We start from the raw sequence: 17266 nt of genomic DNA on the forward strand, positions 1-17266 counted from the left end.
TGACCGTGCAGTATCAGACACAAAGCGCGTGCCGACGTGAGATGATCGGCGCGTGTTCCTGATGCGCATCACCCTCCCAGACCGCCCCGGAGCCCTCGGCGGAGTGGCCACGGCTCTTGCCACGGTCGGCGCCGACATCCAGTGGATGGAGATCATCAGCCGGGTCGATGGACGGGTCACAGACGACTTCATGATCGAGCTGCCCGATGGCGTCATGCCTGACGAAGCGGTGAGCGTGTGCCATGCGATGGATGGCGTCGACGTGCTCTGGTGCTCGCGCTACCCCGCCGGCTCGGGCCTGGCGATGGACCTCGAACTGCTCGAAGCCATGTTGGAGCATGGCGATCAAGCCCTCCACCGGATCGTCGAATCTGCTGCCGAGGTCTTTCATGTCCACTGGGCGCTCTTGGCCGATACCAAGGGGCCGGCCACTCTCTACGCGTCGGACATGGCTCCCGAGTTGGATGACACCAGCTGGGAACAGTTGGCGCCGTTCGATCGGATGCACGTGGTCGACCTTCCCGCTGGCTGGGTTCCCGACTGGATTGAGACCGTCGCCGCCGTGATCCCGGTCGCCCATGACCAAGTGGTGGTCGTCGGACGCCATGGAGGCCCCACCTTCGAATCGTCCGAATTGGCGCGGCTTCGTTACCTCGCCTCGCTGGGCGCGATGCAATCGCGTCGCAACAGCCAGTGAGCGGCCTCACCTCACCTGCAGGTAGAACACCCACCCGACGGCGACGAGAACGGTCAGGATCACCACCGCGAGAACGGGCACCCATCGACGTAGCCGTTGCTTCTGGCGTGTGGAGGGCAACAGCTTCGGGCCCCAATCACCGACGTCCGGACGCACGCGCACCGGCGTCTCGCCATTGAGGTCGAGATCGCTCCAGATGCCTCCGCCCGAACGGCCCTGCTGTGAAGTCACGCACCCACACTAGCGCTCAAACCAATGCTTCAGGACCTCCCTCGAGCAGCTTGGCGAATGCATCGGCATCGAGCATCGGAACACCGAGTTCTTCGGCCTTGGTGGCCTTGGAGCCGGCGTTCTCCCCCACCACGACGTAATCGGTGCGCTTCGAGACCGACCCGGCAGCCTTGCCACCGCGACCAACGATGGCTTCGCGGATCGAATCCCTCGTCCAGCCCTCGAGGGTTCCGGTGGCGACGATCGTCAGACCGGCAAGGGTCTGCGGGGCCTTTGGTCCATCGGCTGATTCGTCGGCCATGACGCAGCCTGCGGCGAGCCACTTGTCCACGATCGCCGCGCGCCAGTCGGTGGCGAACCAGTCAACGATCGAGCCGGCGATGGTGTCCCCGATACCGTCCACCGCAGCGAGGTCCTCCCGGGAGGCCGAGCGAAGCGCGTCGATGTTGGGGAAAGCCGCCGCCACCTCCGGGGCGACGCCCTTTCCGATGTGACGGATACTGAGAGCCACGAGGAACTTCGCGAACGGCATGGTCTTCGCCGTCTCGAGATTGGCCAGCAGCTTCCGGCCATTCGCCGAGAGATTCCCGGCCTTGGTCCGGAACATCTCCACCTTGATCAGATCATCGGCGGTGAGGGTGAACAGGTCGCCCTCATCGGTGATCAGCCCTGCGCCGAGGATCGCGTCTGCGGCCTGCTCCCCCAACACCTCGATGTCCAGGGCCTGACGCGATGCCAGATGGAACAATCTTTCCCGCAACTGAGCCGGGCAGGAACGCTGATTGGGACATCGGAAATCCTTCTCCCCCTCCTTCTCCGGCCGCAGCGAAGTGCCACATTCGGGGCACTGATTCGCCATGACGAAGGCCCGCTCGGTCCCATCGCGCAGATCCACGACCGGCCCCAACACCTCGGGGATCACATCACCGGCCTTGCGGAGCACGACGGTGTCCCCGATCAGCACCCCCTTGCGTTCGACCTCGAACTGGTTGTGGAGCGTCGCCATCGCCACGGTCGAGCCGGCGACCAGCACAGGCTCCATGACCGCATAGGGCGTGACACGGCCGGTGCGTCCCACGTTGACGCGGATGTCGAGCAGTTTGGTGGTGACTTCTTCGGGCGGGTACTTGTAGGCGATGGCCCAGCGCGGTGCCCGTGACGTGTACCCCAGGCGTTCCTGATCCTCACGATCATCGACCTTGATCACCGCACCATCGATCTCATGTTCAAAGTCGTGACGCTTACGCTCGACCTCCTCGATGTAGGCCCACACCTCATCGAAGTCACGCACCACACGTGCATGTGAAGTGGTCGGGATGCCGAGAGTGCGCAGCACGTCATAGGCCTGCGAGAGCCGCCGCAGATCGTGCCCGCCCCACTCGTAGGCGCCGATGCCGTGGGCGATGAAGGCGAGCGGACGCGTTGCGGTGATGCGTGGATCCTTCTGCCGCAACGAACCGGCCGCTGAGTTCCGTGGGTTCGCGAACGGCGCCTTGCCCTCCGCCACCAGTCGTTCGTTCAATTCTCGGAAGCGATCCATCCCGATGAACACCTCACCCCGCACCTCGAGGATCGCGGGAACTCCGGCGTCCGGTGAATCGGGGTCCGGCGGCAGTTCGGTGGGGATCGATTCGATCGTGCGTACATTCGGCGTCACATCCTCACCGACGCGCCCATCACCACGCGTGGCTGCCCGTACAAGACGCCCATGCTCATACACCAGATCGATCGCAAGACCATCGATCTTGAGCTCACACAACAGATCCGGGGTGCCGCCATCGGCGCGAACACGCTCGAACCATTTGGTGAGCTCGGTGGCGTCGAACGCATTGTCCAAGCTCGTCATGGGCCGCGGATGCTCCACGGCTTCGAAGGTGGTCGACGGAGGGCCACCCACCTGCTGCGTCGGCGAATCAGGGGTCCGCAGACTCGGGAACGACTCCTCGAGTGCCTCCAGCTCTCGCATCCTCGCGTCGTACTCGCCGTCGGCGATCGTGGGGGCATCCAGCACGTGATAGCGCCAGCGGTGCTCGTTCAACTCATCTACGAGCTGCTTGTGCCGTTCGGTGGCATCCACCGTGGGGGCGGTGGCCTCGGCGTCACTGGTCGGAAGCTCGTCGGTCCTGTCGTCACTCACGACGCCAATCTAACCGCCCGCGCCGGGTATCCGGTGCCGAACTCACTTCGGCGCCAAGCTCAGGGAAGCTGGCCGGTCCGGCGCGCCGCCACCACCGCCTCCCACCGTGATGTGGCGCCCAGACGACGCATCGCCGCACGGAGATAGCTCTTGACCGTCTCGGCGCTCAGCCCGAGCGCGTCGGCGACCTCCTGGTTCGTCATACCCTGCGAAACGCAGGCGAGGACGTCGACGTCACGGTCGGTCAGTTGCACCACCGACTCCTTCGGCGAAGCCGTCGAGCGCGAGCGGGAAAGCCGCTCGGCCATCGCGTTGAGTTGTTCACGCATCTTCGGCTCCGAGCACTCTGCGGCCATGACGCGCAACTGTGTGAAGGTCTCCCGCACCGTCTCCCATTCCGGTCCGCTGGCGGCGTCGGCCGGATCGGAGTTCCAGACGATCGAACGCGCCGAGGCCAGCTGCGCACTCAGCGCCTGATTGACTGCAAGCTGCTGTTCGAGTTCGCGTGCGGTCTCGGCTGCCGAACGAAGCATCCTTTCACCCAGTCCCTGTGAGTTCCGCGTCGCCGCGTAGAAGATGCTGTGCAGCCGTCCACGTACCACCACCGGCACCGCCAGGATGCCCTCGATCCGTTCGGCGGTGATCACGTGATCGTAATGGTGAGAGATTCGATCGGTGCCCACATAGCTGTCAACCGCGATCGGCCGACGCAGCGTCGCCGCCTTGCCCCCGATGCCACAGCCGAACGACACGGCCAGACCACGCAATGGACCGTGAACGGTGCCGGAGAAGGTGTCCAGAGAGATCCGATCATGGCGCGCGATCACATTCCCGGAGAAGGCCAAAGAGGCACCCGACTCGGTACGGACACGGCTCAGAGCACGGTCGATAAGCCGTTGTTCGTCAACGACCCCGACGCCATTTCCCATCGCCTGCATGGAGAACCCCTTTGTCACTCAGCTGAAGCGATCTGCCAAGGATACCCACTTTCGGGGGTATCGCCGTCAGTTTCGAACATGCACGCTGAACACACGCAGATCGAGTGTTCTGCATCACACCGACCTTCCAATGACGAAAGGTTTCTCGTGACCACTCTCCGATCCCCTGAAGCAACGACTGCGGACGACCCAAGGACGAGTCGCCGCACGATGCGTCGCGTGGCGGTGGCAAGCTGCGCGGGCACGACGATCGAGTTCTACGATTTCTTCATCTATGGCACCGCAGCCGCACTGGTGTTCCCCTCTCTGTTCTTCAGCGCCTTCGGCGAAAAGGCCTCGGTGGTCGTGTCATTCGCGACCTTCGGCGTCGCCTTCCTCGCTCGGCCACTGGGCGCTGTGATCTTCGGTCACTTCGGTGACAGGATCGGCCGCAAGAAGACGCTCATCTGGACCCTTCTGCTCATGGGCATCGCGACCGTCCTCATCGGCCTGTTGCCCGACGCCAAGATGGTGGAGCACTTCGGGCTCCCGAATCTCGCATGGGCCCCCGGCCTGGCACTTGTGATCCTCCGCATCTGCCAAGGTCTGGCCGTCGGCGGAGAATGGGCCGGCGCGACGCTGCTCGCCGCTGAGTACGCACCCCCGAAGCAACGTGGCCTCTACGCTGTGTTCCCGCAGGTGGGCCCAGCCATTGCGTTCTTCCTGTCGTCGGGCACCTTCCTGACCACAAACCTGATCATGGGCGATGAGAACCCCGCATTCCTCACCTTCGGATGGCGCGTGCCGTTCATGCTCTCCGCGCTCTTGGTGATCGTGGGCCTGTGGGTGAGGGTCAGCATCGATGAGACACCCATGTTCAAGGCCCAGGCCTCCGAACGTGCCTCCGATGACAGGCCCACCGGCGAGCGTCCCCCGCTGCTGGGAGCCATCGTCAGCCAACCCAAGGAGGTCCTGCTGGGCGGCGGCGCCCTGACCATGTTGTTCTGCTTCTTCTACATGGGTACCGCATTCCTCACCAGCTATGGGTCGAAATCCATGGGGCTCTCCCGGCCACTGGTGCTGGCCATCGGCATGGGCGCTGCCGTCGTCTTCGCCGCCTCCATCACCTTCGCCGGCATCTACTCCGACCGGATCGGCCGCAGAAAGATGATCCTCATCTCCTGTGTGGTGGCGATCCCGTGGGGCTTTGTGTTGTTCATGATCCTCGGCGCCAATACGCCCCTGGCCTTCGCACTGGGCCTGATGGGGACGCTGGCGATCTTCGGGCTCTCCTACGGCCCGGCTGGTGCTTTCCTGCCCGAGGCGTTCGACACGAAGTACCGCTACACCGGCGCGGGCATGGCCTACAACCTGGCCGGCGTCCTCGGCGGAGGTGTGGCGCCACTGGTGGCCGCCAGCATGTCGAGCCCCACACACATCGGCTACATGATGGCCGGCATCGGCGTGTTCTCGCTGATCTGCACCGTCCTGATGGCAGAGACCCGTCATCGCAAGATGGCCGAAGGATTGCTCACGCAGTGACGTGATCGAGTTCTTCCACACGGGGCGGGCGATGCGAATCGCCCGCCCCGAGGCCTTTCAGTGCAGACGATTCCAGCACCGGGTGTCTCAGGAACGGATTCGGGCGATCTCACACACCTTGCGCGCAGTCAGCTCATCCACCACAAGATCTGTCATGACTCCGGCGCGCAGGGCCGCCAGCAGGGCCGGGGCTTTCGACGGGCCGGCCACGATGCACAGCCGCCTGTCGATCCGTCGCAGATCGTCGGGAGAAGGTCCCGAGGCCCGTTGGTTGATGGGCAGATCCGCCCACGTGCCATCAGCTCGCAGAAGGACCGTGCAGACATCACCCACCACGTCATCGGCTGCCAATTGCGTGCGGTCTGCCTGGTCGAGATGATCACTGATCCACACCTGCGAAGGCACCTCTCCCACCGGAGCACCGACGCCGAACACCGCGACGGTGCAGGTGCGCTGCAGGTCCACGATCGACGCGACACTGCGCTCGGTCCACAAGGCGTCCTTCGTCGAGGCACGGTCGAAGAAGGCGGGCACCGGGAAGTATCGGACCGATGCGTTGAAGGCGGACGCCACCCCACCGATCACCGCCTCGGTGTGCGCGATGCCCGACGAGCTGCTGCTGGCCGCTCCATTGAGCTGCACAACCCGAACGCCACTGCGCTGAGACATGGGGAGCCGGCGGGCCACAGCACCCAGCGTCGTACCCCACGCGACCCCGACCACACTGTCATCGGCCACCAGATCGACCAGGTGATGCGCGGCCACTCGTGCCACCGCATCGAGACGCTCTCTGGAGGACACTCCCGGGCGGACGGGGACGAGATGGGCGTGCACCCCGAATGCCGCATCGATATCCGCCACCAGACCGGGCCGCGTCACAGAATCGTCCGAGACGGTGATGCGTACGATCTGGTCGGCCCGAGCCTGCGCCAACATGCGCGACACCGTCGAGCGCGAGATGCGCAGGTGTGATCCGATGGCGTCCATCGTCTCCCCCTGCAGGTAATACCTCGATGCCACGTCGACCAGGTCGGCGTGGGAATAACGTTCGGCGTGTGTGCGTTCGTGCGGCATCGAATCCAAGTGTGCACGTTTGGTCAACAAGCTGCACATTCGGGCGCACATGGTCTCTACTGGCGTCAGGCCCCAATGCCGGGGTCAATCGTCACTGGGAGGGTCCATGAGCGTCCTCAATCAACTGCAACGTGGCCAGGACTTGGAGGCCATGCGTGAGCAGACCCACGACATCCTCGTCATCGGCGGCGGAGTGACCGGCGCCGGCGTCGCTCTCGACGCCGCATCCCGCGGCCTCAGCACCGCCATCGTGGAGGCGCAGGACTGGGCCTCGGGCACTTCGAGCCGCTCGAGCCGCCTCGTCCACGGCGGCCTCCGATACCTGTATCAACTCGACTTCAAGCTCGTGGCCGAGGCGCTGCACGAACGCGCCCTGCTCCTCACCACGTTGGCACCCCATCTGGTGCAGGCCCAACCCTTCCTGTGGCCGCTGAAGATGCCGATCATCGAACGCACCTACTCCGCCATCGGCGTCGGCATGTATGACGCCCTCGCCGTCGCCGGTGCCGGCGGACGCAAGAGCGTCCCCATCCAGAAGCACCTCTCGCGCAAGCAGACGAAGCAGGCATTCCCTGCCATCGACGACCACAGCCTGGTGGGGGCCATCCGATTCTTCGACGCCCGCGTGGATGATGCCCGCCTGGTGATCACACTGGTACGCACCGCGGTGCGATTCGGGGCTCGCGCAGCATCACGTACCCAGGTTGTCGAGATGCTGCAGGAGGGTGACCGGATCTGTGGCGCGCGCGTCCGCGACCTCGAGACCGGCCAGGAATTCGACGTCCGCGCCCGCCATGTGATCAATGCCACCGGCGTCTGGACCGAGAAGACCCAGAATCTCGCCAGCTCCGGTGGCGGCCTCAAGGTCCTCGCGTCGAAGGGCAGCCACATCGTCGTTCCACGCGACCGGATCAAGGCCGATGCGGGCATGTTCCTGCGTACCGAGAAGTCGGTGCTCTTCATCATCCCGTGGCAGCGCTACTGGGTCATCGGCACCACCGACACTGCCTGGCACGAACAGCTCAAGCATCCGGTGCCGACCCGCGCCGACATCGATTACATCCTCGAGCACGCCAACAGCGTCCTCGCCGACCCACTGACGCACGACGACATCATCGGCACCTACGCTGGGCTGCGTCCGCTCCTGCAGCCCGAGGTCCTCGACGAGACCAAATCGACCAAGGTCTCCCGCGAGCACACCGTCGCCGAGGTCGCCCCGGGCATGACCGCCATCGCAGGCGGCAAACTCACCACCTACCGAGTGATGGCAGCCGACGCGGTCGATTTCGCACTCGGTGACCGCGCCGATTCACTTCCCTCGGTGACCGATCGCACTCCTCTGCTGGGTGCCGATGGCTATCAGGCGACCCTTCGACGCGCGCCCCACCTGATGGAGCAGTACGGCTGGGACGCCAGCCGCACCGAGCACCTGCTGGACCGCTACGGGTCACTCATCACCGACCTGACGGCTCTGATCGATGAGCAGCCTGAACTCGGCGAGCCCCTGGAGACCGCTCCGGACTTCCTGAAGGCCGAAGTCGTCATGGCCTGCAGGGACGAAGGCGCACTTCATCTGGAGGACATCCTCTACGCGCGCATCCGCCTGAACTCCGAGACCCGCGATCGTGGCGAATCCGCCGTCGACGAGATCGGCAGGATCGCCGCCGAGATCCTCGGCTGGGATGATGCCCGGCTCGAGACGGAGAAGCGGAACTACCTCACCCGCATCGCCGCCGAGCGCGCCGCCGAACTGGAGTCAACCGACGCCGCGGCATCACAGGCACGGCTCGAAGCCACCGACATCGTCGGCGACTTCGACTGAACCTCGCGTCCACAGCAGAACGCACCACTGTCCACAAAGATCCACCGAATTCATCCCTTGGTGAACGTGTCGGCGCCCGTCGGCACGTTCACCGCTGAACCACAACGAGGTGTCCCATGAATCCACCGGTTGACCTGATGACGGTCTTCATCTCCGAACTCGTCGGAACTGCCGTCCTGATAACGCTCGGCGTCGGCGTCGTCGCCAATGTCGTCCTCCCCAAGACCAAAGGCAACAGCGGCGGTTGGATCGTCATCAGCTTCGGGTGGGGCCTCGGGGTGTTCGCCGGCGTCATCGCTTCGCAGCCTTCGGGGGCCCACATCAACCCGGCCGTGACCATCGGGCTGCTGGCGAACGGTTCACCGGAGTACGCACCAGGCGTCGCAGTGTCGGTGGCCAGCACGCTGGTGTACATCGTCGCCCAGGTTCTGGGCGCCATGATCGGCGCAACCGCCGCATGGATGGCCCACAAGAAGCACTACGACGAGGACGCCGATCCCATCGGCAAGCGTGACACCTTCTGCACCACCCCCGCGATCCACGCACCCATCTGGAACTTCATCACCGAGGTCATCGGCACCTGGGTTCTGGTGTTCATCGTGATCGCCGCCGGCACCATCGGCGACGCCGAGGTCCCGACCCCCGCCGGTCTGGGCTGGTTGAGCGCATTGGGCGTGGCCCTCCTCGTCGTGGCGATCGGCCTGTCTCTGGGTGGCCCCACCGGTTACGCCATCAACCCCGCCCGTGACCTCGGCCCCCGCATCATGCACGCGGTCCTTCCGATCCCCGGCAAGACCGGTGGAAACTGGGGCTACGCTTGGGTTCCGGTCGTCGGACCACTCGTCGGCGGCGCTCTGGCAGGGCTCAGCGCCGCGGCTCTCCTGTGAAGCTCCGCTCCACGCCTCAACCGCTCAAGTCACATCAGGCACACTGACAATCATCAACACGACGGAGTGAGAACATGACCGAGAAGAAGTACATCCTGGCCATCGACCAGGGCACCACCAGCAGCCGCGCGATCGTCTTCGACCACGCCGGACAGATCGTCGCCACCGGCCAGAAGGAACACGAACAGATCTTCCCCCGTGCCGGATGGGTCGAGCACGATGCGATGGAGATCTGGCAGAACGTCCGTGAGGTCATCGGGCAGGCCCTGTCGGTGGCGCAGATCAATCGCCATCAGCTGGCCGGCGTCGGCATCACCAACCAGCGTGAGACGACCGTCGTCTGGGACCGCGAGACCGGTAAGCCGATCTACAACGCCATCGTCTGGCAGGACACCCGTACCCAGAAGATCATCGATGCCCTGGGCGCCAAGGAGGATCCCGACAAGTACAAGTCGATCTGTGGCCTCCCCCTCGCCACCTATTTCGCAGGCCCCAAGGTCACCTGGATCCTCGACAACGTCGAGGGCGCACGTGAGCGCGCCGAGGCCGGCAAGCTCATGATGGGAACCATGGACACATGGGTGCTGTGGAACCTCACCGGCGGCCTCCAGGGCAACGGCGTCCATGTCACCGATGTGACCAACGCCTCCCGCACGATGCTGATGAACATCCGCACCATGGAGTGGGATGCCGACATCTGTGCTGACATGCGCATCCCCATGTCGATGCTGCCGGAGATCAAGTCGTCCTCCGAGGTCTACGGGAATGGGCATCCCAACAGCCTGCTGATCGACACGCCGATCGCCGGCATCCTCGGCGACCAACAGGCAGCGACGTTCGGCCAGGCCTGCTTCGAGAAGGGCATGGTCAAGAACACCTATGGCACCGGGTGCTTCGTGCTGATGAACACCGGTGAGGAAGCGGTCGAGTCGAAGAACGGCCTGCTCACCACCATGTGCTACAAGATCGGTGACCAGAAGCCCGTCTATGCGTTGGAAGGCTCCATCGCCGTTGCCGGATCACTCGTGCAGTGGTTGCGTGACAACCTGCGCATGTTCGATGCCGCCCCGGACATCGAACAGCTCGCCAAGCAGGTCAAGGACAACGGTGGCGCCTACATCGTGCCGGCATTCTCGGGCCTGTTCGCACCGCACTGGCGACCCGATGCGCGTGGTGCCCTGGTCGGGCTGACCCGCTATGTGAATCGGTACCACATCGCGCGTGCCGTGCTGGAGGCCACCGCCTTCCAGACCCGCGAGGTCATCGCCGCGATGAACGCCGACTCCGGTGTCGACCTCGCCGAGCTTCGAGTCGACGGCGGCATGACCGCCAACGAGACGTTGATGCAGTTCCAAGCCGATCAGCTCGGCGCGGACGTGGTGCGCCCCGGCGTCACCGAGACCACGGCTCTCGGCGCGGCCTATGCCGCCGGCATCGCCGTGGGCTTCTGGAAGGGCGAGGAGGACGTCATCGCCAACTGGGCCGAAGACAAGCGCTGGAGCCCCTCGATGGAGCAGAACGAGCGTGAACGACTGTTCCGCAACTGGAACAAGGCCGTGCAGCGCACGCTCGACTGGGTTGACGAGGACGTCATCGAGTGAGGCGCTGAGCGAACTGCGGCGTTTCATCCATGATCGTTTCCCTCTGAGAGTTGATCATGGATGAAACGCTGCATTGCGCAGTGCACTAACTTGAGCCGATCTCCTCGCTGAGGACCCCTGCGGTCTCGCGGAGGACCCGCACGGAGGCGATGGCCGTGCTTGGTGTCCACCCCGCGAGGCCGCAGGCTGGTGTCAGGACCACGCGCTCCAGCCAGATCTCCACAGGCAATTCCAGTGGGCGAAGCAGTCGCAGTGCCCGTTCAACGAGCGCATCGGGCCGGGGCACGACGTCCACAGGGTTCGTGGCCAGCAGCCCCCACCACAACAGCCCACCATTCTCCAGATGCGCGGCAAGGGCATCCAAGGTGGCAGGTTTCACCGACCCGCTCAGGTCAAGCGCCAGAGCATCGGCACCGACCCGGCGAGCCAAACCCGGATCGAAGTCCGACGCGCAGGAATGCAACATCACCCGGCCGTCCAGGCTGGCGCCGACTCCCCGCACCACATCTCCCAGCGTGGTCTCCAGCTCCGGAACATCGACCGCCGCGATGCGACGGAAACCGCTCGCGGTACGGATACGCCCTGTGGCCACCGCTGGAAGCATGGGCTCATCGAGTTGCAGACGGATGTTCGCAGTGGGCACGAGCCGCGCCAAGCGGACGATCTGATCGCTCAGTCCTGCAAGCAGTGCCTGTGCGAGGTCGCGCCGCGCGCCGGTGTCGCCGAGCACCTTCTGCCCGCGGGAGAGCTCCACCATCGCCGCCAGCGTCCAGGGGCCGGAGGCGCTGAGAACGATCTCGCCCTCGAACCCCTGCGCGGCCTCGGCGAAGATCTCCACGTCGTCACGAAGCATCGTCGCTGCTCGACGCTGATCCAAGCCAGAGCCATCGGTGAGCCGCCAGCCGCTGGGCTGCAGATCGGCACCGAGTTCGGTGATCATCCCCAATGTCCGGCCGACCATGGACGCATGGGCCCCACGATCGGGCATCTCGGGTACATGCGCATGAGCAGGGCATTCCCCCAACACCATGCGGCTCGTGGCGGCGATATCGGTTCCAGGCCAGGAACCGAGGGTCGCATGCGTGATCATGCCGGAACCGCCTCGTCGATGGTGGCCGAGCCAACCACCCGGTCCTCGTCGTACAGCACGACGGCCTGACCCGGAGCGATACCGGTCGTTGGTTCATCGAGCTCCACCCACACGGCGGGCTCCTCATCCACGCGCTGGGATTCGCGGTGCGAGATGGTCGCGGCCATGGGCGCACCGTGGGCACGAACCTGGGCGAATCCACGCCAGGTGTCATGCACCTCCGTCTCCGCCCATGTCGGACGGATCCCACCGATCCGGGCCACGCGGAGAGATTCCCTGGGCCCCACGGTGACGGTGTTGGTCACCGGCGTGATCCCGAGAACGTAACGGGGCTTGCCATCGGGGGCCGGGGTTCCCAGCCGAAGACCCTTGCGCTGCCCCACGGTGAAACGATGGGTTCCCTCGTGTTCGCCCACCTTCTCGCCGGATTCGTCGACGATGTCACCGGTGCGCGCGCCGAGCCGCGATTCCAGGAATCCGGCGGTGTCGCCGTCGGGGATGAAGCAGATGTCGTGTGAATCGGGTTTGGTGGCGACGCGGAGCCCTCGCTCGGCGGCCTCGGCACGGATGTCGACCTTGCGGGTGTCCCCCAGCGGGAACGCGCTGTGCCGCAGCTGGTGCTGATCCAGCACGCCCAGCACATAGGACTGATCCTTGGTCTCGTCCACCGCCCGCCGCAGACTGGTGTGTCCGTCCTCACGGCGCTCGAGAAGCGCGTAGTGGCCGGTGGCGACCAGGTCGAACCCCAGCGCCATGCCGCGTTCGAGGACAGCAGCGAATTTGATCTTCTCGTTGCACCGCAGGCATGGATTCGGTGTCCGTCCAGCGGCGTATTCACTGACGAAATCTTCGACGACATCGTCGATGAAACGATCCGAAAGGTCCCAGATGTAGAAGGGGATGCCGAGCCTGTCAGCGGCACGACGCGCATCGTGTGCATCCTCCTTCGAGCAACATCCTCGTGCTCCGGAGCGGAACGACAGGGGGTTCTTCGAGAGAGCCAGATGGACGCCCGTCACGTCATGACCGGCATCGACCATGCGCGCCGCGGCCACCGCCGAATCGACACCACCGGACATGGCTGCCAGAACCCGCATCTCGCCCACCTCCCATTCGCCTGGGGCACCGAGACAGTGTAGGCGCCATCCGGCAGGCATACGAGCCGTCGCAGGCTCCGTCATCGACCCGCCGAATGTGTGCAGCCGGCGCACGAGAGAATCGTCCACATGCGCTTCTCCCATGCTCTCGATTCTCTGCCCCAGATCCTCGTCGTATGCACCGGAAACATCTGCCGCTCCCCCATGGGCGAGGTGGTGCTGCGTGATCGATTGCGCACCAGCGGCCTGGAGTTCGATGTGGTGAGCGCCGGTGTCTCGGCCGAGGAGGACGGCAATCCGATCTACCCACCGGCTCAGCGCCGACTCCGCGAAGGTGGGTTCGAGGTGCCGACCCGACGCGCCCACCGCGTCACGAGTGAGGAGATGCGCGGCTCCGGACTCATCCTCGCGATGACCAGCGCGCATGCACGCGCTCTGGGACGCCTGGCGGTCGATCTCGGCGTCGACACCTCACGGATCCATCTGTGGCGAGAGTTCGACGGCACCGGCCTGCAGCCACTGGAATCCGGCTGCCTGACTGCCGATGGCGGCTTGCGCGGCGATCTCCCACCGAGCGACTCGTGTGATGTCCCCGACCCCTGGTACACCGATGATTTCGAGGCCACCTTCCAGACGGTGGTCGCGGGGGCCGACGGCCTGGTCGCCGAACTCATCGCGCCCCATTCCTGAGACCCCCCATTCCGAACAGCCCAGCCCCGAAACACCAGTTCTGAGACGGGCCCAGCACCGCAAAAGCCGCTGTTGCACGAACAGCTCCATCCCAGACTGGCGCATGAACGTCGTTTGGGAAACGTCTCCGCCTCGGCAGGTGCAGGTCAACGCGAGGCGAGCCTGGCTCGAGCGGCCACGTCGGCGAACACCTCCAGCAGATGGGCCACGTCGGCATCGGTGGTGGACCACCCGAAGGAGAACCGGACCGTCTCCGACGCCCCCGTGCCGAGCCCCATGGCCGCCGCCACGTGACTGGGCTGGGACAGCCCCGCCTCACACGCCGACCCCGTGGAGCAGTCGATGCCCGCGGCGTCGAGGAGCATCAGAACATCATCGGCGCGGGCGCCCGCGATGCGGAGGTTCACAATCGCGGGCGAGCTCTCGACGCCCTCGCCCAGGACATCCACGCCTTCCTCCGCGGCAGCGGCAGCCACGACACGCTCCCGCAATGCCCCCAGTCGCAGAGCCTCGGCATCGACGCCGACGCGCGCCGACTGACGTGCCGCCGCCGCGAACCCGGCGGCCAGAGCGACCAGTTGGGTGCCGGACCGCAGACGCTCCTGTGATCCACCGAACTGCACCGGCCCGACGCCACACTCACGCCGCACCACGAGAGCACCGATCCCCACCGGTCCCCCCAGTTTGTGCGCCGAGATCGTCATCATGTCCAGGCCGCTGTCACGGAAGGACACCGGTATATGTCCGAACGCCTGCACCGCATCGCTGTGCGACCACGCACCCACCGACCGCGCGTGCTCGGCCATCTCTTCGACCGGTTGGATGACGCCGGTCTCGTTGTTGACCCACATGAGGGAGCACACACCCGTGGTGTCGTCACACGCATCGGCCAGCCAGCCGGGAACCACCACCCCATCGGTCCCCACCGGCCACAAAGCCAGTCGCGCCCCACGCAGCGACAGGGCTGCCGCGGTCTCCCGAACGGCCGCATGTTCGATGGATGAGACCACAATGCCCGGACGCACCGCGCGTCGCCCGGCCCATCCCCCCTGCAGGGCGATGTTGTCGGCCTCGGTGCCGCCGCTGGTGAAGATCACCTCCGCCGGTTCGGCGTCGAGCACCTCGGCAAGATCTTCACGAGCGTCCTCCAACACCGAACGGGCACGGCGTCCGCTGGTGTGCAGGGACGCGGGATTACCCACCACCTCGAATGCTGATGCCATGGCATCCCTGGCTTCGGGGCGCAGCGGTGCGCTGGCCGCGTGGTCGAGGTAGGTGCGTCGCATGGCCGCACCCTACTTCCACAGGCGAACCACGCCGACTGCACCGGAATCCTGCCGAGACTCTGGCTGGATGGCACACTGCACACATGAGCAACGACGCTTTTGATGTATTCGCCAGTGAACAGGTCATCACCTGCCGCGATGACGACCTCGGTCTTCGGGCCGTCATCGCGATCGACGACACCACCCTCGGCCCCGGCTTCGGAGGCACCCGGTGGCGCCCCTATGCCAGCCAGGCAGCGGCGGTTGCCGAGGCCCAGCGTCTCGCGGCGGCGATGACCCTCAAACATGCGCTCGCAGAGCTTCCCTACGGCGGCGCGAAGTCGGTGATCATGGCCGAGGGTCCTCTGCCCGACGAAGGGAGCGAGGAACGCACCGCCCTGATGCGCCGCTTTGGTGAGTTCGTCAGCCGTACCGCGGGCACATACATCCCGGGGGTCGACATGGGCACGCTGGTCTCGGACATGCAGGTCATCCGGGAGTCGGGGGCCCGGGCCTTCTGTGCCGACGCCGACCCGGGCCCCTACACCGCCACCGGCGCATACGCGGCCATGCGTGCCGCCGTGCGCCATGAATTGGATCGCGATATGGCAGGAGTGCGCGTCGCGGTCCAGGGGGCCGGCCATGTGGGGGCCAACCTCGCTCGGTTCGCAGCCGAGGATGGTGCCCAGGTCCTCATCGCCGATGTCGACGCCGAACGTGCCCGTCAGGTGGCAGATTCGATCGGTGGCGCGGTGGTCGACCCCGATGCAGTGCTCCTGAGCGACTGCGATGTGCTCGCGCCCTGCGCGGTGGCGCGGGTCATCACCGGTGAGGTTGTGCCCCAGCTGCGGTGCCGCATCATCTCCGGTGCCGCGAACGACACACTGGATCGCCCCGAGGTGGCCGACGACCTCAAGGCGCGTGGCATCACGTTCGTGCCCGACTTCATCGCCAACGCCGGTGGAGTGCTCCAGGTGCACGCCGGCGAGGTGGGATGGTCCGATCTCGAACTCGACGCCGCCCTTCAACGCATCGGCACTCGCGTCGCGGAGGTACTCGCCGAAGCCGAGGAGACCGATGCGACGCCGATCGCAGCCTCCTTGGCGCGGGCCGTGCGTCGGCTCGCCGGCCAGGCCTGACGCGAAAGCCGTCGGCGGTCAGCCCTGCCACGGCAACGACGACGAAGAGCGCCACGGCAACGAAGAGCCCCGGTTCCGAGTTCGTGTTCGAAATCGGAACCGGGGCTCTGGTGCCATGTGAACCGGCGGTCAGGCCTTCTTCTGCTTGACGCCCTCGCTGGCGGCAGGCAGCACGGTGTGCAGGTCGCCGACGATGCCCAGGTCGCTCATCTCGAAGATGGGCGCCTCCTCGTCCTTGTTGATGGCCACGACGGCCTTGGACGTCTGCATACCGGCCCGGTGCTGGATGGCACCGGAGATGCCGGCGGCCACGTAGAGCTGCGGCGAGACCGTCTTGCCGGTCTGGCCCACCTGGTAGGCGTGCGGGTACCAGCCCGAGTCGACGGCGGCGCGCGATGCGCCCACGGCTGCGCCGAGTTCATCGGCGAGCGCTTCAACGGGGCCGAAGTCGCCGCCGGTGCCGCGGCCGCCCGAGACGACGATCCCCGCGCCGGTGAGCTCGGGGCGTCCGCTGGCGGCCTTGGGTTCCTCGGAGGCGACCTTCGCGCCCTTCGCGGCATCGCTGATGGTCGCGGTGAAGGCCTCGACGGTTCCTGCGGCGGCGGCCGGCTCGGGGTCGGCGGCGTTCGGCTTGACCGTGATCACCGGGGTGCCCGTGGTCACCTTGCCGGTGACGCTCCAGCCACCGGCGAACACCGACTGGGTCGCGGTGCCGTCGGCCTGCACGTCGACAGCATCGGTGATCAGGCCCGAATCGAGCTTGACCGCGACGCGAGCGGCGATCTCCTTGCTCTCGATGCTGCTGGGGAACAGCACTGCGGCCGGGTCGTTGGCCTGCACGATCTGGTGCACGGCCTCGGCCTTGGGCGCCACGAGGTACTCGGCACAGGCCGCGTCAGCCACCTCGAGCACCTTGGCTGCGCCGTACTCTCCGAGCTTGGCGGCGGCGTCGCCGGCGGTGCCGAACACGACGGCGATGGGCTCACCGATTCGGCGGGCGATGGTCAGCAGTTCGAGCGTGGGCTTGGTGACGGCCCCATCCACGACTTCGGCGATGACAACTACGTTCGACATTTC

The 17266-nt window shown here is 65.9% G+C and carries 15 protein-coding genes; 7 read left to right on the forward strand and 8 right to left on the reverse strand.

From position 1 onward, the window contains the following. Positions 1 to 52: 52 nt before the first annotated feature. The gene (locus FB460_RS01205) at positions 53 to 697 is read left to right on the forward strand and encodes an ACT domain-containing protein (RefSeq protein WP_142092311.1); all 645 of its coding nucleotides are present in this window, start codon (positions 53 to 55) and stop codon (positions 695 to 697) included. Positions 698 to 703: 6 nt separating this feature from the next. On the opposite strand, the gene FB460_RS01210 is transcribed toward FB460_RS01205, so the two are convergent. Genes FB460_RS01210 through FB460_RS01220 form a run of 3 tightly spaced genes read right to left on the reverse strand, consistent with a single transcriptional unit; the run spans position 704 to position 4003 of the window. Beyond that, positions 704 to 928 (reverse strand): hypothetical protein, encoded by a 225-nt coding sequence (locus FB460_RS01210; protein WP_142092312.1) that lies wholly within the window; start codon positions 926 to 928, stop codon positions 704 to 706. A gap of 16 nt (positions 929 to 944) precedes the next feature. After that, complete coding sequence (gene ligA / locus FB460_RS01215) at positions 945 to 3074, reverse strand: NAD-dependent DNA ligase LigA (RefSeq protein ID WP_211345868.1); 2130 nt, start codon at positions 3072 to 3074, stop codon at positions 945 to 947. Positions 3075 to 3124: 50 nt separating this feature from the next. Continuing rightward, on the reverse strand, positions 3125 to 4003 hold the full coding sequence (locus tag FB460_RS01220; protein WP_142092314.1) for a LuxR C-terminal-related transcriptional regulator: 879 nt from the start codon (positions 4001 to 4003) through the stop codon (positions 3125 to 3127). A gap of 219 nt (positions 4004 to 4222) precedes the next feature. Between FB460_RS01220 and FB460_RS01225 the strand changes: the two genes are divergently transcribed. Next, the gene (locus FB460_RS01225; RefSeq protein ID WP_211345783.1) at positions 4223 to 5524 is read left to right on the forward strand and encodes an MFS transporter; all 1302 of its coding nucleotides are present in this window, start codon (positions 4223 to 4225) and stop codon (positions 5522 to 5524) included. An 87-nt stretch (positions 5525 to 5611) separates the two neighbouring features. Here FB460_RS01225 and FB460_RS01230 read toward each other — a convergent pair whose 3' ends face one another. Continuing rightward, complete coding sequence (locus FB460_RS01230; protein WP_142092315.1) at positions 5612 to 6598, reverse strand: sugar-binding transcriptional regulator; 987 nt, start codon at positions 6596 to 6598, stop codon at positions 5612 to 5614. A 106-nt stretch (positions 6599 to 6704) separates the two neighbouring features. Here FB460_RS01230 and FB460_RS01235 point away from each other — a divergent pair, with 106 nt between their 5' ends. The 3 genes from FB460_RS01235 (at position 6705) to glpK (ending at position 10908) form a co-directional block, all read left to right on the forward strand. Further along, positions 6705 to 8420 (forward strand): glycerol-3-phosphate dehydrogenase/oxidase, encoded by a 1716-nt coding sequence (locus FB460_RS01235; RefSeq protein ID WP_142092316.1) that lies wholly within the window; start codon positions 6705 to 6707, stop codon positions 8418 to 8420. 116 nt (positions 8421 to 8536) lie between these two features. Beyond that, on the forward strand, positions 8537 to 9307 hold the full coding sequence (locus FB460_RS01240) for an MIP/aquaporin family protein (RefSeq protein WP_142092317.1): 771 nt from the start codon (positions 8537 to 8539) through the stop codon (positions 9305 to 9307). 74 nt (positions 9308 to 9381) lie between these two features. Then, positions 9382 to 10908 carry a glycerol kinase GlpK gene (gene glpK / locus FB460_RS01245; RefSeq protein ID WP_142092318.1) on the forward strand — a complete coding sequence of 509 codons (1527 nt, stop codon included), beginning with the start codon at positions 9382 to 9384 and terminating at the stop codon, positions 10906 to 10908. 85 nt (positions 10909 to 10993) lie between these two features. Here the strand turns inward: glpK and FB460_RS01250 are convergent, their stop codons facing one another. Both FB460_RS01250 and mnmA read right to left on the reverse strand, forming a co-directional pair. After that, the gene (locus FB460_RS01250; RefSeq protein ID WP_142092319.1) at positions 10994 to 11998 is read right to left on the reverse strand and encodes a uroporphyrinogen decarboxylase/cobalamine-independent methonine synthase family protein; all 1005 of its coding nucleotides are present in this window, start codon (positions 11996 to 11998) and stop codon (positions 10994 to 10996) included. Further along, positions 11995 to 13095 (reverse strand): tRNA 2-thiouridine(34) synthase MnmA, encoded by a 1101-nt coding sequence (gene mnmA / locus FB460_RS01255; RefSeq protein ID WP_142092320.1) that lies wholly within the window; start codon positions 13093 to 13095, stop codon positions 11995 to 11997. Before mnmA ends, FB460_RS01250 begins: the two co-directional genes overlap by 4 nt. 129 nt (positions 13096 to 13224) lie before the next feature. Between mnmA and FB460_RS01260 the strand changes: the two genes are divergently transcribed. Then, entirely contained in the window at positions 13225 to 13785 is a 561-nt protein-coding gene (locus FB460_RS01260) for a low molecular weight protein-tyrosine-phosphatase (RefSeq protein WP_142092321.1), read from the forward strand. A gap of 146 nt (positions 13786 to 13931) precedes the next feature. On the opposite strand, the gene FB460_RS01265 is transcribed toward FB460_RS01260, so the two are convergent. Continuing rightward, positions 13932 to 15071 (reverse strand): cysteine desulfurase family protein, encoded by a 1140-nt coding sequence (locus FB460_RS01265; RefSeq protein WP_142092322.1) that lies wholly within the window; start codon positions 15069 to 15071, stop codon positions 13932 to 13934. A gap of 83 nt (positions 15072 to 15154) precedes the next feature. Here FB460_RS01265 and FB460_RS01270 point away from each other — a divergent pair, with 83 nt between their 5' ends. After that, positions 15155 to 16189 (forward strand): Glu/Leu/Phe/Val dehydrogenase dimerization domain-containing protein, encoded by a 1035-nt coding sequence (locus FB460_RS01270; protein WP_142092323.1) that lies wholly within the window; start codon positions 15155 to 15157, stop codon positions 16187 to 16189. A gap of 129 nt (positions 16190 to 16318) precedes the next feature. On the opposite strand, the gene FB460_RS01275 is transcribed toward FB460_RS01270, so the two are convergent. Beyond that, entirely contained in the window at positions 16319 to 17263 is a 945-nt protein-coding gene (locus FB460_RS01275; RefSeq protein ID WP_142092324.1) for an electron transfer flavoprotein subunit alpha/FixB family protein, read from the reverse strand. Positions 17264 to 17266 lie beyond the last annotated feature (3 nt).

Source organism: Propioniferax innocua (genome assembly GCF_006716235.1).
GTDB classification, from domain to species: domain Bacteria; phylum Actinomycetota; class Actinomycetes; order Propionibacteriales; family Propionibacteriaceae; genus Propioniferax; species Propioniferax innocua.